The sequence below is a fragment of the Aporhodopirellula aestuarii genome (genome assembly GCF_023701485.1).
Taxonomy (GTDB): domain Bacteria; phylum Planctomycetota; class Planctomycetia; order Pirellulales; family Pirellulaceae; genus Rhodopirellula; species Rhodopirellula aestuarii.
Map to the genome: position 1 here is coordinate 180,765 of NZ_JAMQBK010000062.1, position 24,851 is coordinate 205,615.

Annotated in this window: 23 protein-coding genes; 20 read left to right on the plus strand and 3 right to left on the minus strand. The window is 54.6% G+C overall.

Features of this window, described 5'->3' with window-relative positions; all coding sequences use genetic code 11:
• The first annotated feature begins 101 nt into the window (after positions 1-101).
• From NB063_RS23410 to NB063_RS23425, 4 genes are all read left to right on the plus strand, one after another.
• On the plus strand, positions 102-1,829 hold the full coding sequence (locus NB063_RS23410; RefSeq protein WP_250931324.1) for a purine-cytosine permease family protein: 1,728 nt from the start codon (positions 102-104) through the stop codon (positions 1,827-1,829).
• A 59-nt stretch (positions 1,830-1,888) separates the two neighbouring features.
• Positions 1,889-3,382: a mannitol dehydrogenase family protein gene (locus NB063_RS23415; protein WP_250931325.1), complete on the plus strand. Its 1,494-nt coding sequence runs from the start codon at positions 1,889-1,891 to the stop codon at positions 3,380-3,382.
• Between the two features lie 839 nt (positions 3,383-4,221).
• Positions 4,222-5,073, plus strand: coding sequence for an HAD-IIA family hydrolase (locus NB063_RS23420; protein WP_250931326.1), 852 nt, complete (start codon positions 4,222-4,224; stop codon positions 5,071-5,073).
• Between the two features lie 663 nt (positions 5,074-5,736).
• Complete coding sequence (locus NB063_RS23425) at positions 5,737-7,089, plus strand: hypothetical protein (protein WP_250931327.1); 1,353 nt, start codon at positions 5,737-5,739, stop codon at positions 7,087-7,089.
• A gap of 144 nt (positions 7,090-7,233) precedes the next feature.
• Here the strand turns inward: NB063_RS23425 and NB063_RS23430 are convergent, their stop codons facing one another.
• Complete coding sequence (locus NB063_RS23430; protein ID WP_250931328.1) at positions 7,234-9,225, minus strand: LamG-like jellyroll fold domain-containing protein; 1,992 nt, start codon at positions 9,223-9,225, stop codon at positions 7,234-7,236.
• A 491-nt stretch (positions 9,226-9,716) separates the two neighbouring features.
• On the opposite strand from NB063_RS23430, the gene NB063_RS23435 reads away from it, so the two are divergent.
• The 5 genes from NB063_RS23435 (at position 9,717) to NB063_RS23455 (ending at position 14,883) form a co-directional block, all read left to right on the plus strand.
• Positions 9,717-10,826: a DUF1559 family PulG-like putative transporter gene (locus NB063_RS23435; RefSeq protein WP_456061998.1), complete on the plus strand. Its 1,110-nt coding sequence runs from the start codon at positions 9,717-9,719 to the stop codon at positions 10,824-10,826.
• A 37-nt stretch (positions 10,827-10,863) separates the two neighbouring features.
• Positions 10,864-11,274, plus strand: coding sequence for a hypothetical protein (locus NB063_RS23440; protein WP_250931330.1), 411 nt, complete (start codon positions 10,864-10,866; stop codon positions 11,272-11,274).
• Between the two features lie 113 nt (positions 11,275-11,387).
• Positions 11,388-12,659, plus strand: a complete 1,272-nt coding sequence (locus NB063_RS23445) for a multiheme c-type cytochrome (RefSeq protein WP_250931331.1) — start codon at positions 11,388-11,390, stop codon at positions 12,657-12,659.
• The gene (locus tag NB063_RS23450; RefSeq protein WP_250931332.1) at positions 12,656-13,690 is read left to right on the plus strand and encodes a hypothetical protein; all 1,035 of its coding nucleotides are present in this window, start codon (positions 12,656-12,658) and stop codon (positions 13,688-13,690) included. Before NB063_RS23445 ends, NB063_RS23450 begins: the two co-directional genes overlap by 4 nt.
• Positions 13,687-14,883 carry a tetratricopeptide repeat protein gene (locus NB063_RS23455; RefSeq protein ID WP_250931333.1) on the plus strand — a complete coding sequence of 399 codons (1,197 nt, stop codon included), beginning with the start codon at positions 13,687-13,689 and terminating at the stop codon, positions 14,881-14,883. Before NB063_RS23450 ends, NB063_RS23455 begins: the two co-directional genes overlap by 4 nt.
• Positions 14,884-15,197: 314 nt before the next feature.
• Here NB063_RS23455 and NB063_RS23460 read toward each other — a convergent pair whose 3' ends face one another.
• Positions 15,198-15,479, minus strand: coding sequence for a hypothetical protein (locus NB063_RS23460; RefSeq protein WP_250931334.1), 282 nt, complete (start codon positions 15,477-15,479; stop codon positions 15,198-15,200).
• 259 nt (positions 15,480-15,738) lie between these two features.
• On the opposite strand from NB063_RS23460, the gene NB063_RS23465 reads away from it, so the two are divergent.
• From NB063_RS23465 to NB063_RS23485, 5 genes are all read left to right on the plus strand, one after another.
• Entirely contained in the window at positions 15,739-15,882 is a 144-nt protein-coding gene (locus NB063_RS23465; protein ID WP_250931335.1) for a hypothetical protein, read from the plus strand.
• Positions 15,883-16,265: 383 nt separating this feature from the next.
• Positions 16,266-17,204: an archaemetzincin gene (locus NB063_RS23470; protein ID WP_250931336.1), complete on the plus strand. Its 939-nt coding sequence runs from the start codon at positions 16,266-16,268 to the stop codon at positions 17,202-17,204.
• Between the two features lie 465 nt (positions 17,205-17,669).
• Positions 17,670-18,542 (plus strand): alpha/beta hydrolase, encoded by an 873-nt coding sequence (locus NB063_RS23475; protein ID WP_250931337.1) that lies wholly within the window; start codon positions 17,670-17,672, stop codon positions 18,540-18,542.
• A complete protein-coding gene (locus NB063_RS23480) occupies positions 18,523-18,867 on the plus strand; it encodes a DUF3140 domain-containing protein (RefSeq protein ID WP_250931338.1) in 345 nt (114 codons plus the stop codon). Before NB063_RS23475 ends, NB063_RS23480 begins: the two co-directional genes overlap by 20 nt.
• Before the next feature lie 710 nt (positions 18,868-19,577).
• Positions 19,578-19,856 carry a hypothetical protein gene (locus NB063_RS23485; RefSeq protein ID WP_250931339.1) on the plus strand — a complete coding sequence of 93 codons (279 nt, stop codon included), beginning with the start codon at positions 19,578-19,580 and terminating at the stop codon, positions 19,854-19,856.
• A 264-nt stretch (positions 19,857-20,120) separates the two neighbouring features.
• Here NB063_RS23485 and NB063_RS23490 read toward each other — a convergent pair whose 3' ends face one another.
• Positions 20,121-20,279 (minus strand): hypothetical protein, encoded by a 159-nt coding sequence (locus NB063_RS23490; protein WP_250931340.1) that lies wholly within the window; start codon positions 20,277-20,279, stop codon positions 20,121-20,123.
• A gap of 305 nt (positions 20,280-20,584) precedes the next feature.
• Between NB063_RS23490 and NB063_RS23495 the strand changes: the two genes are divergently transcribed.
• The 6 genes from NB063_RS23495 (at position 20,585) to NB063_RS23520 (ending at position 24,811) form a co-directional block, all read left to right on the plus strand.
• Positions 20,585-21,067, plus strand: coding sequence for a hypothetical protein (locus NB063_RS23495; protein WP_250931341.1), 483 nt, complete (start codon positions 20,585-20,587; stop codon positions 21,065-21,067).
• Positions 21,068-21,253: 186 nt separating this feature from the next.
• On the plus strand, positions 21,254-21,742 hold the full coding sequence (locus NB063_RS23500; protein ID WP_250931342.1) for a hypothetical protein: 489 nt from the start codon (positions 21,254-21,256) through the stop codon (positions 21,740-21,742).
• A gap of 147 nt (positions 21,743-21,889) precedes the next feature.
• Positions 21,890-22,279: a hypothetical protein gene (locus NB063_RS23505; RefSeq protein WP_250931343.1), complete on the plus strand. Its 390-nt coding sequence runs from the start codon at positions 21,890-21,892 to the stop codon at positions 22,277-22,279.
• A 582-nt stretch (positions 22,280-22,861) separates the two neighbouring features.
• A complete protein-coding gene (locus NB063_RS23510; RefSeq protein ID WP_250931344.1) occupies positions 22,862-23,365 on the plus strand; it encodes a hypothetical protein in 504 nt (167 codons plus the stop codon).
• A 204-nt stretch (positions 23,366-23,569) separates the two neighbouring features.
• Positions 23,570-23,896 carry a TfoX/Sxy family protein gene (locus NB063_RS23515; protein WP_250931345.1) on the plus strand — a complete coding sequence of 109 codons (327 nt, stop codon included), beginning with the start codon at positions 23,570-23,572 and terminating at the stop codon, positions 23,894-23,896.
• A 495-nt stretch (positions 23,897-24,391) separates the two neighbouring features.
• Positions 24,392-24,811 (plus strand): hypothetical protein, encoded by a 420-nt coding sequence (locus NB063_RS23520; protein ID WP_250931346.1) that lies wholly within the window; start codon positions 24,392-24,394, stop codon positions 24,809-24,811.
• Positions 24,812-24,851 lie beyond the last annotated feature (40 nt).

Here is a 24,851-nt window from a genome sequence, read left to right on the forward strand (position 1 = left end):
AACACGGAAGCTTTCCCGACCATTACAATCGGTTAATGTCGTACGACGAGTTGCGACGATTCTTGATGATGAACCTTATCCCGCGACGTTGAGAAGCAAAAATGGACGCTGATACGAGCCAGCAGGCGATTGCAAATATGAAGCAAGAGCAACTGCCGGTTCCGGAGCATCGTCTTCACGGCTGGACACATTTTGTCGGCCTTTACGCGGGTGAGCACGTTGCCGCGACTGAGTTCGTTATTGGCGCGACGTTCGTTGCCTTGGGGGCCACAACGAAAGACATCCTGATTGGTCTACTGGTCGGCAATATTCTGGCGATTTTGAGCTGGACCATCATCACGGCCCCGATTGCTGTGCAAACGCGACTGAGTCTCTACACGTATCTACACAAGATCGCGGGTGACTCGATGACGACGCTCTACAACTGGGCGAACGTGCTGATTTTCACCGTCATTTCGGCGGCGATGATTACAGTTTCATGTACGGCGGTGAGGCTGCTGTTCAACATCCCGGCGCAGTTGCAGTGGTATCCCACCGATGGAATGTTTGTCGCGGTGGTGCTGGCCGTCGGGATGATCGTCGTGTTTGTCGCGATGTATGGCTTCAATGCGGTTGCTGAGTTCTCAGGTCTTTGCGGGCCGTGGTTGGTCGTCATGTTCGTCAGTGGGGCACTCGTATTGTTTCCTGCCTTGTCGGAGTCTGTCCTGGGCAGGACGACGCTCACGGGATTCGGGGACTTCATCAAGATCGGCGATCATTCGATTTGGACGGGGAGGAACAGCGCAGGGCAACCGGGGATTGGATTATTGGAGGTGATCGGTTTCGCGTGGGCGGCCAATACGATCACCCACTTCGGTCTGATCGACATGGCGTTGCTGAGATACGCCAAACGTTCCATCTACGGGTTGTGTACGAGCGCGGGAATGTTATTCGGACATTACGTCGCTTGGATTGCTTCCGGGATCATGGGTGCCGGGGCAGCGGTGCTTTTGAAATCGACGATCGTCGAACTCGACCCCGGTGACGTTGCCTACAACGCCTTGGGATTGTCAGGTTACGTGATCGTGATCGTTGCTGGATGGACGACGGCAAACGCGAATCTGTATCGGGCCGGTTTGGCAGCGCAGGCGATTTTCCACAATCACTCTCGCCGCGGGGTCACCTTCACGGTGGGGTGTGTGACCGTGGCGGTAGCGTGCTTTCCGTTCGTGTTTAGTCAAATGTTACCCCTGCTGACCTACGCGGGGCTGTTGGTCGTTCCGGTCGGCGGGATCGTCTTTGCCGAACACGTCGTGTTTCCTCACATCGGTTTCACACGTTATTGGGCGAGTTACCGCAAACTAACGCACAGCACTCCCGCGGTGGCGTCTTGGGCTGCCGGATTGGTGTTCGGTTTCGGGCTCAATGCGATGCAGGTGATGTCGTTCTACTATCTCTTCATCCCCACATGGCTGTTCACGATCGCGCTCTACACCCTGCTCGCGAAGCTTTATGGCGCCGCGGAAAAGTATCCAGTCGAGGAAGAAGCTGAACGACAGATGAACGCAGCGATTCGCGAGTTTCAAACGCGACAGGCGGAGGCCGAAGGTGAGCCAGTGGTAGACCATTCGATGCTGTCCAAGGTGTTTCATGGGATCTCACGCAGCAGCCTCGGTTTGACCCTCGTGTTGGCTCTAATGGTGATGTTTTGGAGCCCTGACATGAACACTTACATCCAGAATCGCGACATTTTTTATACTTGGGGATTCGTTTTTACGATTACCTATTTCGTCTTTGCCTATTGGGTACTGCACCGACGTAAAGCATTGAATCCACAACACGAAAGCTGATTCGGCGAGCCGGATCGTCGACACACCTTGGAACGAGTAAAGAACACAAAGTGAATGCAATGAACGGAACGATTCCGCTGAGTCAGGAGAATCTTCAGCGGCTGCCGGACGGTGTGTCGCGCCCCGAATACGACCGAAAAAATATCTGTGCTGGGATTGTGCATGTGGGCGTGGGCGGGTTCCATCGCTCGCACGAGGCTTACTACACCGACGAGTTGTTGAGAACGGGTGATTTCTCGCAGTGGGGGATTTGCGGCATCGGTTTGCGGGATGGGGATCGCAAGATCGCCTCGGTGTTGGAGCAGCAGGATTATCTCTACACGTTAATTATCCGACACCCTGACGGCAGAATCGAGAACCGAGTGATCGGATCAATCGTCGATTTTATGATGGGGTGTGATGATCCGCAGGCCGTCATCGACCGGATGGCGAGTTCGGAGACCAAGATCGTCTCGCTGACGATTACGGAGGGTGGTTATAACGTCGATTCCACTACCGGCGAATTTGATTTCAGCAATCCGGATGCCCAGCACGATCTTGCGCATCCGATGCAGCCGAAATTGGTGTTCGGATTCATCACCGCGGCACTTCGCAAACGACGTGATCAAGGACTGACTGCGTTCACTGTTCAGTCGTGTGACAATATTCAACACAACGGCAACTTGACTCGCAAAATGGTGCTGGAGTTTGCCCGTCGGCAGGATCCCGAGTTGGCTGATTGGATCGACGCAAATGTCAAATTTCCCAATGCGATGGTCGATCGAATCACTCCCGTCACCACTCAGGCGGATATCGAGTACCTCAAAAATGAGTTCGGATTAGACGACGCTTGGCCGGTAACGAGCGAACCGTTCTGCCAATGGGTGATTGAAGATGATTTTGTAAACGGTCGACCGCCGTGGGAGAACGTCGGTGCGCAGTTCGTGCCCGATGTCACTCCGTACGAAAAGATGAAACTGCGGCTGCTCAATGCGGGCCATTCCGTGCTGGGAATATTGGGATCGATCCATGGGCATCAAACCATCGACGGGTCCGTTTCGGATGAGTTGTTTGCCGGGTATCTGCGGCAGTTTATGGACGCCGAGGCCACGCCCGTGCTCGACGCCGTCGAAGGCATCGACTTGGATAAGTACAAAGACACGCTGCTCGAACGATTCCGAAATCCGAATATCAAGGACAGCCTCTCGCGAATATGTCTGGAAAGTTCCAGCAAGTTGCCCGTGTTCCTGATCCCCACGATCAAAGATAATCTTGAACGCGGCGGGAGCATCCGGTACGCAACGCTCGTCATTGCCGCGTGGTGTCTGTATTGCGACCGAGGAGTCGACCGGCACGGGAACGAGTTGGATATTGTCGATGGAATGAAGGCGTCGCTCAATGAAGCAGCGGCGAAGACATCCGACGACCCACTGTCATTCCTCAAAATTCAATCGGTGTTCGGCGATCTCGCGTCCAACGAACGGTTTGTAAAGACTTACACCGAAATGGTAGGCCGACTCTACCAAGACTCAGACGTGGCTCAGCAAATGCGAAACGTCATGAGCAATGGCTAAGACGGCCAAGCGTGCGCGGAGCAACCGCGCACCTCCTTCTGGGGGCACGCCGTTTTTCGATCCGGCCCACACAACGAAGGGACATTAATTGTCTGAGTGCTCTTCTTAGCGGAACGGCGCAAGCCGTCCGGTCCTGAGTCACCGGGCGGCTCACGCCGTTCCGCTACTCTTGAAATCCCGCAGTAATTAAATCGACGTCCCTGTCGTGATGTTTTTAGCGGAACGGCGCAAGCCGTCCGGTTTCGTCCCCATCTTCAATGCTGATCATGCCGTAGTGATGATTTGGCGTTCCATGGATAGCCGTCAATGGAATGCATCGCATTTTGAACGGTAATCGACCTCGTCGGTGACAAATCGCTCAGGCATTGTGCGCAAGTCGCGGTGAGATTGCTCGGTATCTACCAGCCCAAAATAATTGTTTCCCGACGAGACGGCTAATGGCAGACACGCCGCCAAAGTTTTTAACGCGAATGCTATGCCCGTCGGCCACGCAAAACCTCTGCCCTTTTCAGGGCAAGCGTTATTCACTGTCGATATGGCGTCGAGAACACACCGTCAAACGACCCAGACGCTGCGAGTGAGAGCCAAGCAGATAGGAAAAGGTTTGTAGGTTTGGTTCGTTTTCCACCCTACTCATCACGCAGTGTTGGCGTGTAAACCGCGTAACGGATTCTTGGTTGACGCCTCATGCCACACCGCAATACTTCGATCGAGACGACGGTCACGTCTTGATCGTCAACGCACAAACCTGTCTTCCCCCCAGAAGTACCAATTGAGTTAGCGGGAGAAGTCAGGGTGCCACAACCTTCTATCTGAAGAAAGACAAAAAAGGGACACAGATGCAGACAGGACTCTTGATCGACATGGATGGCGTGATCTACCGAGGGAGTCAATTGATTCCCGGCGCAGATCGCTTTATCCAAGCGCTCAAACGTGAACGAATCCCGTTTATGTTTTTGACAAATAACAGCCAACGCACTCGACGTGATGTCGCTACCAAGCTCGAACGCATGGGTATCAAAGTCACCGAGAAGCACATCTTCACCTGCGCGATGGCAACGGCGCAGTATCTGGCATCACGCAAGCCATCCGGAACCGCATACGTCATCGGTGAAGGTGGGCTGTTGCAAGCATTGCACCGCCATGGTTACTCAATCGTCGACCATTCACCAGACTTCGTCGTCGTTGGCGAAGGACGCACCATTACGCTCGAGACCCTCGAGCGTGCGGTGAACATGATCATGGATGGTGCCAAACTGATTGCCACCAACTTGGACCCGAACTGCCCGACCATCAACGGCACGCGTCCTGGATGCGGAGCCACGGTGGCGTACCTGGAGGCGGTGACTGGCATTAAAGCGTTTGGAGTCGGGAAACCGAGTCCGATCATGATGCGAGCCGCACGCAAGCAACTCGGGTTGGAAACCTCGCAAACGGTGATGATTGGCGACACGATGGATACCGATATCCTCGGAGGCGTTCAAATGGGATACCGCACGGTGCTGACCTTGACCGGGACAACCAAATCGGAAGACCTAGACAATTTCGCCTTCGGGCCGGATGTCGTGATCGATTCGATCGCTGACATGGAGGATCCACTTAGTTTCTTCGCACACGCGTTGCCCCAAGGTAACCAGGAAGACGATACCGTGACTAACCTCGCGGCATGGCGTGAGCGGCAGCTCGCTTAGCATCACGTAGCGGCAATTAATGTTGCACGTATTGAGTATCGCCGCAGCAAATGCGGCTCTTTCGAGGCACACGTTGGTAGGTTGAGATTCATTCTCGCGTACCCAGCGTGTGCCTGATGCGTTTGTGGGGAGAGGCTCGATCTTTCATCGGAGGATTCTCGTTTCACGCCCACACTGTTTTTATGCCCGCTATCACTTGGAAGCCCCACTATCGCCGGTGAGCCCACTATCGTCGGTGAAACAGTGCGGTGTTGGTTCGCAAGTCGTCCCGCAGCATGAATGCAGGCCGAGGCAGGTTATCAGGCTCATCCAGACGCCCTGAACGCGTTTTCCATTGGTCGGTTGACTTTAACGGCTACGTCATCCGTACTGCCTTTTCTGGGAACACCGATTAAACGGGGTGACGATACCGAAGAACTGTACAAAAGGCATCAAAGTATGACCGAGTCGAAGGATGGCGGCTGAACGGGTTTGTGAGTTGAAAATGGCCGATCGATGAATATCAATTGCAACGCCCACCGCCGGCCCCGCCGCCGACTCGCTACGTGCGGGTTAGTTGTATGTTTCATTGCAATCGCATCGAATCCTCGAGCCGTTCATGCGGAAACCGCAGACCTTATGCTGGGTGGCGGGGGTCTCTCCAGCGATGTGTCTCTTGTTCCAATGCAACCACCGGTTCCCGACGAAGGTGTGTTGCATGCGGCGTTCGATGTCGATCCGATGGACAGTTCGGTGACAACAAATTGGTTGAATGATTCTGATTATCTAGTCAGCTCTGAATACCGGGCGAACGCCGACGAGATTCAGTTGACGAGTTGTCTGACGCCTCAAAAGCCGAAGCGGACGCAGTTTTCGGTTGGAGGTTTTGAATTCAGACCCTACGGCACGGTTTGGTCAGACATGACCTACGCTTCGAGCCGAACGGTTCCGGGGCGGTTCACCTTGTGGATCGCGTCGGAAGAATCACAAGGCGAGTCCGCGTTTGAGTTGGACGCTCGTCGAAGTCGAATTGGGCTCGACATCATCGGACCACCGATCGATGTGTTCGGCGGTTTGGATAGCGGCGCAAAGTTCGAGGTCGACTTTCTAGGCAATTTTACGACCGACAATCAGCCGGACGTTCGGCTGCGTCACGTCTACTGGGAAGCGAAGAACGAAAACGCCCGCTTTTTAGTGGGGCAGACGTGGGACGTCGTTTCCCCGTTGCTGCCCAATACGGTTAGTTTTCCGGTGTTGTGGACGGCGGGGAACATCGGTTTTCGGCGCAACCAATTGCGGCTGGAACGCTATTTTTCGCTCGGCGAGACAACAACGCTGACGATTCAGACGGCACTTGCTCAGAATGTGATCGCCGACTTCGCGACCGGTTCCAGTGCCGAGGGCGTGACTCGCGAAACAGGTAATTGGCCGATGATTCAAGCTCGCGCCGCGGTTCAGTGTGCGAGTATCCAAGCAGGAGGCAAGACGCTGACCCTTGGCACGTCAGGACACATCGGCGACACCGGATTTGACTTCTCCAGTGGTCATCCCGCCAACCCCGCGCTCGCCGCCGAGGATGACGTTCGCATTCGAACATGGTCGGCTAACATGGACGCCGTGTTACCGATGACGGAGCAGATCAGTTGCCAAGGTGAGTTCTTCATGGGCTCCAACCTGAGCAATCTGCTCGGTGGCGCCGGACAAGGAGTCTGCCCTTGCCTACGCGTGCCGATACGTTCGATCGGTGGATGGTGTGAAATCGAGTATCGATGCAGTGACAAAGTGACAACACACATCGGATGTTCCATTGATGATCCGAACGACGACGACAGCCTGATTGGCCGAACGAAGAACCAAGCGATCTACACGAACTTGTTCTATCAGTTCAACACCAACCTTACGACTGGCGTCGAGGTATCGCACCGCCGAACCGAATATCACAACCGCACCAACGAGCCAGGGTTTACCTCTATCGATTCGCCGACCGAACCGGGCGAAGCGGTATTGATTGAAGGAACGTTGCGATATCGATTTTGACGCGGTTCGTCCCCTCACCCGTCGCGAAAAAAGCGTTTTAGTTTGTGTCGGTTGTGAATCTCAAAAAGCGGCCGATGCCTGGCGGCAAAACGCTCAGCCTGCACGCTTCCTCGCGAGCAGGCGAGCGAATGGGTGGGGGCGTTCTCAGAAACTTGGAACGAGTTCGGCATTCACACCCAGGGTGCCTTTGAGTGCCGAGGAGCTGTGGTCCAAGACGAACGGGCCGATCTTTCGATCGAAGTGCAACAGCATGATGGTCTCATCGGTGGGAGACGATCGTCGCGCGGGGGTGAAGTCGGCCTGATAGAGTTCACCTTTCGAAATCTTCACTTCATCGATTTTGCCGTTAAAAGGACGTGTCGCTTCACCGCCTTTTCCAGGGTCAGCCCCGATGTAGAGCGGCAGTCGGTTGGTCGTGCGTTTGCCGCTGCCAGCTTTCGAGGCCACCATTTTGCCATCGACGTAGAATCGAACTTCGCTGCCGTCGTAGACACCTGCGAGATGTGTCCAACGGTTGGCGGTTAGCAAATCGGTTGCTCTCGCGGTCACGTAGCGCCCGTTCAAGTGGACGTTGAATTGCGGAACGCCTTCTTTCATGAAGAACGCAAACTCACTGTTGTGCATTTTGGCCACGATGCCTTGTTCACCGGCCAGTTGATCCGCGCTGATCCAAGCTTCCAAGGTGAACGGCCCATCTGGTAAGGCAAGTTCAGAGGATTCGATCCGCAGCGTTGATTGTCCATCGGTGACTTTCAGGCAATGGTTCTCCTCGCCGCTGAAGTAGTCCGCCGGAAGAGCTGCGAGTGCGAGCGAGACGGGCATGGACGTGGCGGGCAAACTGATCCGAGCGGATTCACCGAGATATTCTTTTTCAAAAATCATTCGAGGAACGGTGAGTTGGGCGTTCGGATCGGCGAAACGTTTTAATGCGATTTCGAGTCGCTTGGTTTCACCGGGCTCGACCGTGAAGTGATCGTGGTCGAGTGATGTCAACCAATCACGCGTGGCGGGATCGAACGAGACGGTGAAATCAATGCTGCGCGGTGACGAGTTGGTCAATTCATAAACGACCGCCCCCGATCCGTTTCCGTCGACGTCCAACTGGACAGTGTTGCTCACTTGTTTGGGGCGAATCCCGCGAGCGTTGTCGATTTCCGCGAGGAACTCGGGAGTGAAGTCGGTAGGATCGATGACCGCGCCAATTGGTAGCGCCGAGACGGTTACCGAGTCGGGGCGAACGCTGACAATGTTCAAGTGATGTAGGTAACCGGCACCAGGAATTTCGGCCTGCAAGTGCCCGCCAGTTGTGGCTAGTGCGTAGTACGCGATTCCGTCTTTGGGGCCGTCGAATCGCATGTGGTGAATGTGGCCGGCGAACACGGCGGTGACGTTGCCCGCTTCGCGGAGCATGTCGTGAACGACGTCCCAGTTGCTCCCGGTGTAGCCGCCACCGATCCAACGCGGATGATGCAGGAAGACGAAGACGTGGTCGAGGTCTTTGTGGGAGTCGAGGGCTTGTTTGAGAAAGCTCAGTTGTTCGTTGCTCATCATTTGAAGCCGTCCTTCACTGAAACTCTTTTCATTGGTGACCGGGTCTCCCTCATCGCTGTAGAGAACAACAAATCCGGCGTTCTTGTGTCGGAACGAGTACCACAGCGGTCCAAAGTGTTTTTCGTAGTTGGATTCGTGTTGTCCCTGGGGGGCCTCGCCATTCCCACGCCAATAGACGTCATGGTTTCCGGCGACGGGGAACCACTTCATCTTCAGGCGTTCCATGATGTCGCGGTACTCTTGCATCTCCGTCATCCATTTTGGAGTTTCGTTGTAACCTTGCACGAGATCGCCGACGGTCATGACAAGATCCGGATCGAGCAAATTGGTGTCGGCAACCGCTTGTTCGAGCACCTTTAGTCCCGCGGGCACGCCGCTGGTGCGGTCACCAAAGATCACGAAGTGGAACGCTTCCTCATCACTGGCGAGGGGCAGCGTTCGAGAAACGTTACGGGTGGTGAACGGGCTATGGGACGGTTCGTGTGAGTGTCCGTGCGCACCTTCGTGTGCGTTGGCAACTGTGGGCACACTCAGGACGAGCAAAACCCAGGCTGCCATTTTCAGGTAAGGAGAGAGTCTGTTCATGAAATTCAATTCATTGATGTGGGATGGGGGCGAGGAGCGAAGTTGTTTTGTCCTCGCGGGGAAAGCAGGGGAAAGAACCTATCTTTCGGCAGCGAAGAAAGTGTTAAGAACAAGTGCGTCCAGTGTGAAAAATGGGTTTGTTCACGTGTTAGGGCAACGCCTGTGCATGAGGGTCGAACGCACCTCGCGAGCGAGTGGACAGACGTGTTCGTGCCGGTGGGTGGGTGACGATCGGCACCAAATAAATTTGCAAAAGGAAATCGCTTAAGGGGACATGAACGCACTCTGGGGGCGTGTAAAGTTGTGTGTCCCTTTGTTGGTTTTGAGCGTGCCGCCATTCACCTGATCTTAGCATTGGCATCACGGTTTCCACGCAATGGATTTGTATTGTTTGCCGCGTTGAAGCCCGCCAGCAGATTGTGTGTTGGATTGATTCGGGCGCCCTATAAACTTTTCCTGCAAGGAGGACATGCGTGTCCATCGTTAACGTGATTCCCCGAAACACTGAATCAACCAAGACGGGGCGAGCTTTCGCTAATCGGAATGGTTTTACTCTCGTCGAGCTGCTGGTAGTGATCGCTATCATTGGTGTGCTCGTCGGCCTGCTGTTACCCGCAGTGCAGGCAGCTCGCGAAGCTGCACGGCGGATGCAGTGCCAAAACAACATGAAGCAGTTTGGGTTGGCGATGCACAACCACATGGCCGCTTTCGAAGCGTTCCCACCGGGAAGCGTGAACTATGACGAATCGGGTAACCGGTACAAAACCGGAGGCTGGCAACACGGTCAAAATGAAATGGGTTGGCACTGGTTGCCGATGCTGTTCCCATACATGGAGGAAACCGCTATGTGGGAATGGGTGAATCAATGCGAGGATGATCGCGCCGACGATCACACAAGCAATCCCTGCGACCACTGCGAGGCGCTCGACGATCTAGGAAACCTTGGTCGCGAACAGTTGGCCGGTTTCGACAAGTGCCCTTCGGCGCCGTCGGATTACACGCAGTTCACCGACAGCAGTTATGGTCTCGAGGCACTTGCCAAGGGCAATAACTACGCTGCGTGTTGGGGATCGGGCGACATGCTCTCCTGGGAACAAAAAGAAACCCGCGGTGCGTTTGGGACTTACTACGTGGATCAAGACAAAATCATCACCACGGTCGGTAGTACAGTAACCGCCGGTGACCGATTCCAGAATCGCAATGGTATGAAGAGCCGCGATTTCTTGGATGGTTTGAGCAACACGATCGCGATGAGCGAGATCATTTCTGGTGGCGGCGCGGACGACATTCGAGGCGTTTGGATGTCACCGGCAATGGGAGCAACCATCTTCTCAGCGTACTACAACCCGAACACGCAAGAAAAGGACGTGTTGGCTGCTTGCGACGAAGACATTCTCGAAGATTCCAAACCGCGCTTGGCGTGTTTGGAAGAACGAGATACGGCCGCCGTCTACGCTGCCGCTCGCAGCCATCACGTCGGGGGTGTGAACGTGCTGATGGCAGACGGTGCGGTGCGGTTTGTGACCGACTCGGTTGACAATCTCAAGATCTGGCGTCCGATGAGCACGGCTCAAAACCACGAAGTCATCACGGAAGACTGAGTGCCAATTTTCCCCACTGATAAATAGAAGAGAGATCATGAAAACACAAATATTGATGGCCCTCGCGTTGGCGTTGTTTACGCTGACGGGGATCGGATGCGATTCATCGGGAAGCGTGAAGCCGAGCGATGAGCAGAACGCGTTTGCCAGCGTCGCAGGATTGGGCGATATGGCCGGAGACGATGAGTCATTCGCCAAAGCGTTCGTAGCGGGATCGGTTCCCAAGAATCGCAAAGACTACAGCGAACGCGGATACGAAGTCGCCGGAGAAGCAACGTTTGACGGCGATACGGCGACCGTTCCCGTCAAAATCTTCGGCGGTGTGCACGCTACCAGCGGCGGTGAAAAACGAGGCGGAAAGCCTAGCGCCGTTTCGCAAACCGAGCAAATCTGGACGCTAATCCGCGTCGATGACAAGTGGAAAATTAAAGACGCTCCACTGAGTTAATCCTTCCCCCTGCAAGCGTTTTTCGGTGTTCACGCCTGTGACGCCGAAAAACGCTCTCGTCTCCATCGGCGACGAGAGCATTCTTACAGTCTCATCACACCCGTTTGCTATTTGTGTCGAAGAAGTCCGCGACCATTCCGTTTACAGTTTTTTCACTTCGCTTTCTGATCGCGTCTGTGTTTCTGGCTGGAATGGTCACATGGGCCGTCCTGGGTACTGCCTCCGTTTCGATATCACACTTGGATATTGACGAAGATCCGAAAGCAACAACCTTAGAGGCCCGCGCAAGCAGTCGCGATAGTCGCTCGGCTGCTCCCGATCGTCGTTTGCACGAGGCGAATCTTCCGCCGCGTATTCGGCAATCGTTGATGGCGTGGCGTGAGTTCGTTGCAAACAATTTCGCGGGCGACGAAGCGTGTGCGGAATGTCATGCCGCCGAGTATGCTGCCCATCAGCGGTCAGGGCACTCGCGAACGTTGACGTTGATGACGAAGTCGATTTTGGCTAGCGAGTTATCCGAGCAGGGGATGCACAAAGATTCTCGGCGTGAACAAGAATTTACGTTCACCGCCACGGCGGATACGTTCCTTGTCCGTGACGAGGCGAACGCTCCCGGGATCGCGGTACCGGTGACTTGGTTGGTCGGTTCGGGGATCCATGCTCAAACACCGATTGCCGTCGATGAATTAACACAAAAGGGTGTTGAACTGCGATGGTCATCTTTCGCCGGTCACGTTGAAGTCGGTCTGACGCCTGATCATGAGCGATTTGACGAGTTTGTTCCTGGTTCAATCGAATGTTTCGGTCGGCCGCTCGATGCGTCCGACATCCGGGCGTGCTTGGGATGTCACAGCACCATCGCTGCGCCGCCGTCAATTCCGATCATGCAATCGCTGGTGATCGCGAACGTCGGATGCGAGCGATGTCATGGGCCTCGCAAAGATCATGTCGATCTTGCGCACCACGGGTTCGCCGAACAGGCCAAGCCGATGCTGAAATATGAAAACGCGGAAGCCTACATGGACGCCTGTGCGGCCTGTCATCGTGATGAAAATTCCGTGCACCCCGACGCAAAGGCGTTCGAGCTGGCACGGTTTCAGCCCTATGGAATCAAGCGTAGCAAGTGTTATTTGCAGTCCGACGGTCAGCTCACGTGTTCGACTTGTCATGATCCCCACGATACCGTGTCACATGACCGTTTGCGTTCGATTGCCCAGTGCGTGAATTGTCACGATGGAGCGCATGATGCGGGACAGGAAGCGGCAGGGATTGTCAAGGCGATCTGTTCTCATGAACCGTCAGGGGACTGTATCGAGTGCCACATGCCAGCGGTCGAATGGGCCGGCGAGATCTCGTTTCACGACCACTGGATTCGAGTTCAATGAGGGGCGAGGCAGTTTCAGCGAAGGGAAACGCATCGGGGTTTCTCTTCTCACCGTGGATCGATCTTTTCTTTGTGATCAATGTTTGTTGGCCGTTGATCTTGCTCGTTGACCGCGTGGGCGGCGTGACGACGCATCAAAGTCTGTTGTTTTGGCAGATCTATTTCGTGACCGCTCCTCATCGCTGGATCACGTTGGCTTTGGTGGCCGTTGATCACCACAAGGGGCATGACCGTCGTCGTCAGTTTCTGGCATTGGGATCCGCGATCTTGATCGGATGTCTCTGTGTCAAAATGGGGACAGGGTCGCTGCTTTGTCTAGGGGCGATCGATTACATCTGGAACGCGTGGCACTTTGCTTCCCAGCATCACGGCGTGTTTCAAATCTATCAGCGTCAATCGCGACCGAAACGTCCCGACGAGTCGATTCTAACGAGTCCGGCGAAATTAAAAGTCGAACGAATCGTGTTTCGTGGTTTCATGCTATACGTGATTGCACGGGTTGCGGGGTGGGGATGGAGCGAGGGGCCGCTGGAATCATTTTACTGGATCGGCTCGGTCGATTGGTTGGTACTCGTTGTTCCATTCGGCTTCGTAGGGCGTCAGATCATCCGGTACTCTTGGAAATCAGAAGTGACGCTCGCGAGCGTTGCCTATCTGTCCAGCGTGATGATGTTGTTTACCGCGCTGTTATTGGCGTCCCATTTCGAGAACAACCAGTGGGTAGTCCAGTTGGCACTTGCATCTGCGATCTTTCACTCGCTGGAATACATGGCCATTGTTACATGGTCGATGAATCGTTCTCGCGAAAGGTCACAGAGCGATGTGCTGACGCATTTGGCTACCGTTTGGTTGTCCTTCTTGGCAATCTTCGTGCTGGTCATTGGGATCGGAAATTACCTGCTCTCGCGTGGTTACTTTGACTTTTGGGTCTTCGTCAATTTGATCGTCGCGTTTTGGCACTATTGCTTTGACGGCATGATCTGGAAGTCGCGAAAAAGTAAGCCGTCCCCGGCAACCGCTGTCGCCTCATGAACCAACCGCCCCATCCCTTTCAGGTGCGATGGCTCGTCCATGCGTTGTTCACCGTTTCCGCAGTCGCGTTGATATGCAGGTTGCTGACGACACCGAGCGGCGTGATGCGGCTGTTTGCGAGATGGGATGTTCTCGTGGTGACATTGCTCGCGGTTGCTCCCCTGTCGATTTTGATCGTTTGCCGAATCAGTTGGCGGAGTCGATGGCAGTCCGTCTCGGTATCGTTCGTGGTCACTTCGATCACCGTGATCATCGCTTACACGGCGAGTTCGCTGGAATGGATGCACGACGGCAGTTTGGTCGTGTCCTCGCTTGCTCGAACCGCTTTCGCAGTCCTTGTGATGCTGGTGGTGGTGATGTGGGTTCGAGTGACTGCGACGGAGTCGTGGTTGTCTCCGTTTACGGGCCAATCTTGGGGCTCAAAGCTGGCACTCGTCGTCATCGCAATCATGGTTCCCGCAACGTATGCCGATTCGATCGCCGAAGGCACACGTATGGAACTGGAGAAGGCGTTGCAGACGCGGCGTTATGCTTTGGCAAGTGTGTATGCGGCGCGGCTCGGTCAACTCAACCCGGGAAGCAAGATTCAGCAGAAGCCGATCGCGATCGCCGAAAGCGAACTTTCGCGGATGGTGGATGAACTTGAGGCTTCGCTGCAAGGGCCGACATCGCAGCGTCTGTCGACTTCCGACGTAGGCCGTCGTGTAACGATTCTAATGCAGCTCGATCGAAACGAAGAGGCACTACGGTTGCTCGCTCCGTTGACTCACGGCCCGCGTTTTCAACCGATCAGTTTGGACTACAGCGGACTTTGTTTGCAACGACTCGAGCGTTTTCAAGAAAGCCTCGACGCCTATCAGGCAGCGGTTGACTATTGGCAGGCTCAAAAGCCGGATCCGCGACGACAAGCCAGTCTCGCCAGCGCGTGGAAAGGAGTTGGCTTCGCCGCCCGCCGGCTCAACGAACGGAGCATGGAAGAGCACGCTTACCGACAGCTCGTTGAGCTCGCGCCCACGGCGGAAAACCACATGCTGTTGGCGCAGTGTTACCGAGAGCACCAAAAGACACACCTGGCGTCACGTCACTTGTCCATCGCAGCGCGGCTTGCGCCTGAACGAAAGGGGCAATCCGATTCCATGTTGTCGTCCATGTCGACGGATCATTTTGGTTGTTGGCTGGTGCCGAGGCACTGAGCCGCTTGAGAACCAAGTTCTCACGTCTTCATGCGGCTGAGCTTTCGCTGCTTTGCGGCCTGGATTGTATGTGAGCTGCTTCGTGGCTTTCACACTAGCGCATTAAGTTATTGGGGGCGATGCGCGTCCATCACGCTTCGGGACGACGCAGTCGAGTGGCAAACATGTGACGTTCTCGTAATATTCCCTCGCCGGAAAACTCGCTGGCCAAGCCTCCTTGCCTCGGAGGTCATGCGGGTTACAAGCCCAGCTCCCTGCGGCCCGCGGAGGCGGAAGGGCTGTGGATGGCAGCAATCTATTTTGGCTGTCACGTGTTAACGTTGACGCCACCTCGATCCGAACGCGGTTGTTGGGGTTGCGATGGTTTGTCGTGATGGGATGACGGTGTCGCGTTGGTGCTTGCGTCGAACAGAGTTTCCGTAGAAGTGCAGTGGTCGGTTTGGCCGCTGTTCGATGGGTAGAGACTTGATTTGGTCGCGATACTCTCCGCGAGCGATCACGACGGGTGACCAACCGGTATCGCCGGCGGAAACAATGCCCGTGCAGGAAATTGTGATCAAAAAAGCAGCGGCGGCAGTGTGGAGGGGTGATTTCATTGTTTTTCTCGTGAACCGCCGTTCCTCCGAGGTACCTCGAAACGCTGGGATGACCTTTTCTGGGAATGGCGGCTGGGCAGTTTAGCGAGTGCCATCGAGATGCGAAATCCTGCCTCATCCCCGCAGTGTGCGGGGCTCTCAGCGTACAGGACTCTCACCGTACCGGGCCCAGCCTACAAGTGCTGGACGCTGCGATGTACCGGTGCGGATGACTCCGCTTGGGGGACGCAGTCGCAGTCTTGCGATCCGAACCCAACAGGTGTCCTCGTTCTTTCTCGTCGGAGGCGACGTCAATCCGGTGCAGCACGCGTTCGACGACGCGGCTTCATCGATGACGCGTACTTCCGTCGGGGGCGGCAGCGTCCCGGGGTTGGCCTCTGTTGTCGATCTGAAAGGATCGTGAACAACAACGGTCAGACGCCGCGCGGTATAACTCGTTGTGTCGAAAACTGATTGAGAGATTGCCCAGGTTCTTCGATCGATTGTAAGCCTTGACTTCGTTGGACAACGTCACGTTCCCGCAGGCGGTATTGGAGTTTTCGACGTTCACGTAGCAAAGCCTCGACGGGGCTTCGGAAGCGGGTGTCGACCGCAATTCTCGGTCGCGGAATACATCGATTTAATTACTGCGGGATTTCAAACGTAGCGGAACGACGCGAACCGGCTGGTAACAAGAGCACTAAGACAATCAATGTCCCGACCGACCGAGCTACATGAATATTGACGCTGTCCAGTTAGGACATGTGTAGCTTGCGATGGGACACGCTCCTTTAAGGAAAGTAGACGATGCGGGATAACGTCAAATTCGTTGCCAACTGGTCCGCACTTGGTGTGCACCTCGTTTTGTCGGTGGCGATGACGACTGCTTCCGGTCAATCGTCGGCCGAGATACGAGATCGCCAGCGGATGACAAATCTTCGACAGTTGTCTGAGGCGTTAATCCCTCTTCATCAGGCGATGCTACCTGTGCGGCCGGGTGATTGGCTGGCATCGCACAAGGAGAAAGGGCAAACGTTCACTCACTACGTGCGTTCGAATCCGATCACGCTGACGCAGACGCGAAACGTGCTTTTCGTATTGCCGATGGGCGAGTTTGATGACGCTCAACGCCGTATCGTGGAATTGAGTGCCGAGTTTCTCGCGATCTATGTCAACTGCCGGGTCGAGACTTTGGAAACGCTGTCGACTGATAACGTGATACCGGCAGAGGCCAAACGCGTTCATCCGCAATGGGGAATGCCGCAGATCCGGTCGACGTACGTCCTCGAAAAACTTTTACCGCCGCGGGTACCAAGAGACGCAGTGGCGCTGATTTGTTTCATGACGTCAGACTTGTATCCTGACGACGATTGGAATTTCGTGTTCGGTCAAGCCACTTATCGTGATCGCGTGGGCGTTTGGTCGCTGTATCGAAACGGTGATCCGAAAACCGACTTTCATCTTTGCCTCAAAAGAACGCTGCGAATCGCGACGCACGAGACTGGTCACATGTTTTCGATCCCCCACTGCACCGCCTACGAGTGCAACATGTGTGGTTCGAACAGTCTTGCCGAATCCGACCGACGACCGTTGTACTTGTGCCCGCAATGCGTTGCCAAAGTAGGATGGTCGACGCGTTGCGACATGCTCCAGCGTTTTCAACGGTTACTCGCGTTTTGCCAAAAGAACGGGCTCGATGCCGAAGCCGAGTACTACGCAAAAGCACTCCAAGCCGTGCCAAGCTAAGGCTGCGTCGATGTGGTCACGTGCCCGATCGGGACCTGTGCCAAAGCTGGGACGCTGCGTAGGCCTGCAGAAACGTTGGCGGCCCGCACGGCGGAACGGCGAGCGTCTTGATTGCTGCTGGAACCGCGTTTGAGGCTTCCCCTTGGGGTGGTGCATCGGGGTGACGCCTCTTTTTGGTGGTGTTGGTGGTTGCGAGGACGGAGTTTGATTGAAACTTCGATATCACCAATCCGCTGACGTTGATTCTCGGGAAAGGCCCAGTTCGTCCGTGGTAGGACTGCGAACCGGCTCAAGAAGACATGCTATTCGGCGCAGCGGTCTCACCATTTAAGAGCAAGCACGCGACATTGGAACAACGTTTGCATCATTCCGAACCGAATTGCTCCGCAGAAGATCGTAGAGCGATAGTTTGCCCCCCTCCACGGTCAGTCCGCTTACCGATTGCCATGCTTTTGAGTCACCGATATGCCTATTTTGCCTGATGACACTTTGGTTACCCCCGACGAACGAACGCTGCATTGTCGCCACAGCGGTGCTGTTGACGCGGACAGCGTTGTTGTGATCGTGCATGGATTGGGCGAGCACAGCGGTTGGTATGCCGAGCTGGCTGACCAGTTGTCCGCGGTGGGAATGGCATCGCTTGCTTATGACCAGCACGGGCACGGCAAGAGTCCTGGTCGCCGCGGCGATGCGCCCACTCTGCAAACGCTCGTCGACGACATTGGCGTCGCGGTTGCGTCGGCCCAAGAGAATTGGCCTGAGGCGGAGGTCGTGTTGCTTGGTCATAGCATGGGAGGGCATCTGGTACTGCGATATCTAATGCAGCAATCCGGCACAACTGTTCGTCACGCCATCGTAACCAATCCGATGATACTGCCGAAAAATCCGCCGACGAAACCTCAGGCGTTTGCCGCATGGTTGACATCGAAGGTCATTCCACGAGTGCGTTTTTCGGCCGATATCGAACCGACAGAATTAACGACCGACACTGAGATGTTGCGCGAACTGGCCAATGATCCACTCACTCACGAGCAACTGTCCATCGGCATCGGAGGCGCGTTGATGTCCAGCGGTCATGAGTTGCGAGAACGCGCCAGCGAAATCTCGCAGGAGACGCTCTTTCTTCTCGGTGGTCAGGACACACTTTGTGACGAAGATTCAACTCAGCGCATGATCGAGGCCATGCCCTCGGCGACGCGAGTCGTTTTCGAAGATGCGAAACATAGTTTGCTCATCGAAGAGCAGCGCGAACTCGTCTACGAAGCAATGTTGGACTGGTTCCGTCAAACAAATCTCCCAACGAAGAAGAAACTAACAAATGTCGTCAACGCTGAATGAAAAAAATGAAGAGGCTTATCAAGAGTTCTATGAGCTTGTAAACATGCAACCCAAAGAAATCGAAGAGTGGTTGGAAACCGAGCAGTCGCAGTCTGTCGGGCACACCCGAGACGGCGAGAAAGAATCCGTCGGCCACCAATCCGGGGGCAAAATCGTCGAGATCAAACGCACCCAAAAGTCCGATTTGACGGAAGACCAACTTACCCACATGCGTAAGGTCTGCGGCTACATCAAACGGCATACTGCCCAGCGTCCCAGCGGCGATGTCGCGGAAACCGATTGGTGTTATAGCCTAAAGAATTGGGGCCACGACCCGACGCGTTAAGGTTGGTCTACATCAGTGATCCTCCCACCAATCTTCGAGTTGCTGTTGATCATGGTTAGCCGTTTGCATGAGGTGGCGTGGATTTTTGGGGGATTGGGATCGAAGTGGGAGCGGTCGATTTAGCCATCGAGAGCACAGAAGTCACACAGACTCCTGTCATGTCTCTTCTCGGTTTCCTCTGTGGCTCATCTTTTCCCAGGGCCGATGTTGCGCGGTCGATGCGGATAAACTTGTACTCCCGAAGAATTTTGCGGGAAGATATGACGATTCAATGGGCATGCCTCTCTTATATTCACTTCGCCAGCTGCGTAGGGCTGGCAGGCTCGGGAACGGTACGGTTTCGCGGGGGATCACGGACTTGATTTTGAACTGAAGTCCCGGACTTTTTTCCAATCGCGAATTAAAAAGCTCACCCTCCCGCAAGCTGGCACCAAACCGAACTGTGCGCGTCCTCAAAAGAGTGGACAACAACGTGCCCACTCCCTCTAATAGCAATGCTTGGTGATGGCAGCCGACCTATTATGGCCGGTCATCCGGCGATAAGATCCCCGGATTCAAGTTGTCACCGGCCCCAACCTGTGAGAAGTCCTTGGTTATCCGACTGGTTGACCTTTCTAGCAGATCACAAGTGAATGACTGAACCGAACCCGTACGAACCAACGTTGCTTTGTGATGGGCCCGGTTCTCATGTCCGAAGCCGATCCGTTTTGATGGTGATTTTCGCGAGCGGATTCGGAATTGCCAGCGTCTGCGTCGGGCTCTTCATTGCGGCGGAAGGGTTCGGTATATCGCAGCGTCAAGGCATTGGCGTGGAAATTATCAAAGGGTATTTCGTGGCAGCTGGCTTTATGGGGCTGGGGGTTTTATGGGCGTGTTCGTCAAGACTTTACTGGACGCAAAAGAACCGAATCGCTACGTTTCTTAATTTCGGCACGCTCGCTTCTGCGGCGGTATTCTGGTTGCTTCTTGAATTGGGCGTCATACCTTGACCATTTTCGACAGCGATATGAATTGCGGATAACAATGCCGTGCACGCGGAGGACGACATCGCGCGTTTAAAAATGGAAAATCGACTCGCCGTCCGCGGTGACAGTTGCCGTTGCCGGACCTCAAATTCGTACCGGGGAGCGACTCATTAGCGACTTTGATTCAACACAATGACGAATCCGTATCAGACCCCACGCGGAGCCGACGCCCCATCACGAACTCGCGATTTGTGTCCTGTGTGTCAGCATGAGTGCAATCGGGTTAGGTTACTGCTTCCCCCTGCTCGTTGTCGCGGTTGCCGGCAGTTGCTTTGTCTTTGGACGCCATCGGTCATCCGAAGCACTGAAGCGATACTTGTAGCTGTCGTGCTGTTTGGAGTCGCGGTTGTCGAACGTCGGTTTGGCCTGCCAGATTGGACGTTTCATGCCGCGATGATCTCATGGGCGTTCTTGGTTCGTCCGGTCGTGATATACTTCACGTCACACCCAGTACCCGCAAGACTAATCGGATTCTGGCCGGACAAGTCCCATCCAAATTTTGTCGACTCGATTGATCCGCTCTCCGGTGGAGCAACGCGGGTTCCATAACCGAGCAGAAAACGATTGCGATGAACCTGAGTAACATGTTCTCCGCTACGACGGGGTTGCCTTCGGCATTTTGCCGCACCTTCTTAACGGTCATATAACCTGGCTATCGCTGGTGTTCGTCCATTCAACCGAGAGTACACGAAATGCGTTTCCTCCTTCTAGCCTTGGCAGTCCTGGCCGCTTCACTTCCAAGTTCTTGCTTCGCTTCCGAACCACAAGCAGTTGCACTAGAAGCCGTCACCAAACTTTTTGTGAACCATGACCTTGGAGCGTTTAGATCCTTCGTGGCCGACGAAGCCGTGCAGGGCGATCTTGCGCCCGGATCTGCTGTCTCGAAACTAAACAAGCAGCGATCGGAAAAATTAGCGTCAGTTGAGCTTGCGCAAATCATATTTTTTCGCAAAGCGGACATGGATGAGCTCGAAGACTCCTATCCTGATGACTTGTGGCCACGCGTCCGGAAACACATTGGCGATCAGCAAGGGGTACTTGTTAAGCTGGCACTGAAAGGAGATCTCGCGGAACGCGCACGTGCGGCTGGGAAGGATCCCCGCGACGTGGCGATGATGACATTTGTTGTCAGCTCAGAAGAAAGACCCAAAATCGTCCACGTCGACGACAACTGACTCATTTTTGGACGAGCCATCCGATGCACCGGAACAGCGAAGTCGGGCGTGTTGAGGTAGATGCTCAACTGTCGCCACCTGCTGATCGGTAGCGTTCCCCGAACCAAAATTCACGGATCGTTGCGCCCTAGGTTCCCTCTAACTGGGCCACGCAATCTATCTCCCAACCATATAAATGAGCACACAATGGCAACCGTATCTCCAATCGAATCAATGAAACGCAGCTACAAACTCTGTTTGGTCGCCAACATGGTTTCCATCGTCCTCATGTTTGGATCGGCGCTACTCGTGGAAATCCTTTCACGTCGATACAACGTTGCACCGGCCGTTGATGCGGAGCCGTCGCTTCTGGTGTCGTCGTACCTCGTTGCCACACGTTTGGCTCTCTTCGTTGGCCTGCCGGCGTTCTTGCTCGCATTTGTTGGCATGCTTCGGTTTCAGTCTTGGGGCAGAAAACTGTTTACGTTCCTGATGCTCGCTTGGGGATTGCAAATTTTGGGGTTCGGAATTTTTAATCTGTCACTAACATGGGGAATCGCTCGACTGTTCGGCGACCTTGGTTTACTGACAGCTGGTGCAGTGCTCGCGTTGTCGTACTTGACGTCAATCAGCGAACTGTTTGCCGCGACGAAACTCACCTCACCTGCCAATGGCACCGGACTCTCAACCGCATAGTCCAATATTCGCGTGGAACCATCCGATGAACCGAAGTCGGGGAGCCGTCTCTTTTGGGCGAGTGAGAAAGGCTTGCCGCGACTCAGGTATTGCGGACGTTGCGTAACTGATGTGTTCGCCTTGCTGAATATTCGATAGGAATTATCTTTGACGCCGTCACCCTATGCTCCGCCCACAAACGCGTCGGACGAGGAACAACCGCCCGGGTTCGACGGCGATCCATTGGACAACCCTCGCTTCCTGGTTTGGACGCTGCGTGTCGTAACGTTGCTGCTTATTCCGTTAGGTTTACTAGGTTCACTGGGAGCATTCGCGTTGCTGACCGGCGACCCTGAAAATCCGGAAGCATACGAGGTGATCATTGCACCGGTGTATGCATGGCTTTTTTCGATTCCCGTTTTGATCGTTTGTCTGCTGGTTTATCGCAAATGCCGCCGGGATATTTCGTTGGCTGACAAATTGTGGTTCAGTACTTGCTCCGTGTTGCCGACCGCAGCCTTAGTCGTCGCCATCGTTGCATCGGTCGTACGCTACTGATAATGTTGGACGCGAACAAAAAACTGCACCGGATGTTCAGGTCGGGCCAATGGACGGCACTCGTCAACCTGTCAGGCCACCGGCACTCACTGCTTGATCGCGGATAGCAGCACGACGGGGAAATCAAACGAGTCAGTGTCAACTGCACGTGGGGCAGGCCGTTCTTGCTCCCACGTCAACGCTTGTTGGGGGCGGACGGGGGATGAGGTGGTGCCGATGGACTTCGTGATCTAGGGTTGGCTGAGTCGGCGCTCGCTCAATCGCAGATGTCTTTTGACGACTCAGAGCTATATCCGACAGTCGCCTAAAAGCGGCGGGGGGGCATCGTTAACCATCGTTGATGCCTGTCGAGTGAGTAGAAAACAACAAGAAAACATGTCAGCACGTGACAGATCCGCTAGACTATCAAGCAAGAAACAGCATCCATCCGGCTTCGATAGCGGATTACTTGAACCATGGTGCACGCGGAGTGGGAGGACGCATCGTTTGGTCTGCTTGCAACCATAACACCCATGTCTGGTAACCGCCAATGTTCTTCAGCTTGATCGTGTTACCTGATTCCAACAACAAACTGGAAGCCCAGTGAAGTTCAATCCTTGTCTGATGTTCGCAGCCCTCTTCGTCGCCTCGTTCGTGTTCACATCGGTGTCGAACGCTCAACAATTGATTGAGATCGAGCTTAAGATCAAAGGCACGACAATAGATCGAGTTCCCAACTTCGTTGAAGTAATTACTTCGAATCCACGGGCTGCTGCGGCGCAACTATTCGCTGCAGGTGGAGTCAATCTCGAAGAGGACACACGTGGAAATGGCCGTTTCACAGTCTTCCATCATAAAGTACTCCACGTTTTCCATACTGTCGCTGACTACAAATCGATGCTCCAAGGTCACGCATTCAAGGATGGCGACGTTGTTTACAAATACTGGCTTGGTTCTGAAGCTGAGGAAAAGGAGTTTGTAGAGCGGTTTGGGTTGCAAGTCGCCGAGCGTAATTGTCGTGTCGGGGAAACGCCGGTTACTCTCTATGCCGCTTCGCCTGGCTACTTTGTGATCTGCTCTGGAAAGCGTCGAGTCGCTGCCCATTAACGTGCCACAGGTGACGTTACTTCGTCACCGAGGCATCACAAAGCCGCGGGATTGCCAATGAAAAGCCCGGTGGGCCGGCGTGAGAAGCTTGCTCGAACAAAAACGCACCCGAGCGGCAAAGTTGAGCGTTGTTCATGGACAGTCTCTCGTCGATGCAGGGTGGTTGAAACGTTATGTCGCTTAAACAATCGCGAGGTGGGAATCATGGGACGAAAAGATACCAAGTTGACACCAGCGGCAACGGGGACGGCCGAAATGCTGGTAGAGAAATTGGCCACACTTGGGGACATCACAAGCCGCAAAATGTTTGGTGGCTACGGCATATTTGAATCGGGCTCCATGTTTGCTTTGGTGACTTCCGAAGGCATTGCTCACTTAAAGGCTGACGATTCAAACATTGCGAAGTTTGAAAAGGCTGGGGCTAAACAACATGGGCGAATGCCATACTACGAAATTCCGGCCAGCGTCTTGACCAACACTCGGTCTCTTCGCAGTTGGGCTACCGCTTCGCTCGCGGTGGCGAAGAAATGAACGATGCTTCGAATTGAACGTGGCTCCCAATGTGTTCCATGGTTGATTTTCGGTCCACATGTCGCGAGCCAGGCGACATGCCGATTTAGCAATGTCATGTAAAAGATTTTGAGTGTTGCGTTTTTCATTTAGGCGGACGCAATGTGTGGTCTCTAGATGAGTTAGGCCCCGCATGCGTTCACGTCGCCGGCTGGTGAGATCGGACGGGTTGGGGAGCGGCACGGTTTCGAGAGCGGTCGCCGACTGTTTGGGAATTTGACTCCTAAGTGTTTTTCCGCTCGCGAATCAATACGCCGACCGCCCGCCAGTTGGCCCCGTGCCGAACCGTGCGTACCCCAAAAAGAGTGGACGTCGTCATGCTCACTCCCTCTAATGGGGTTGCCCGGTGATGGCAATGAACTGGTTGTCGCCGGGGCCAAGTTCTCACCGCCCCAACCGGCGAGGAGTGCTTGTCATCCGACTGCAATCCGTGCAATCAACCGCCTGGCACGCCCATTGAGCCGAAACCCTTACCAATCGCCAACGACCCGCGACATTGCTGCCGCGGATTCTCGCAGTTTGACGGTGTCGGTACCTGAATCCGCCGTCCTCTGTTATTTGGTCGCGTTACTGTTTTCGCTTCTGTTCCCCTCCTTCCGCGACTCGCCGCGGATTGACGAATGGTTCGGCGCATTCTCGTATCCCATCCGGATGACATTTTTTTACGCGACATGCGCATTGACGCTCTCAATTTCATTGATGATCCCACTTGCCGCTTGCCTGGTGATTCCTTTCATTCTGTCGAGACGCCGTTTCGTCTGCTTCGGTTGGGGAACGCCACGTTTCGTCGGCGCTGGAGTGTATACTGCCCTCGTCGTCTTGGTTCTTGCGGGCGTGTTTCTGTTGCTGCGCTTGCTGTTACAATACGAAGACTAGCTGCTATCCCTGTATCGCACCGGGTAACCAGTAAGGCTTT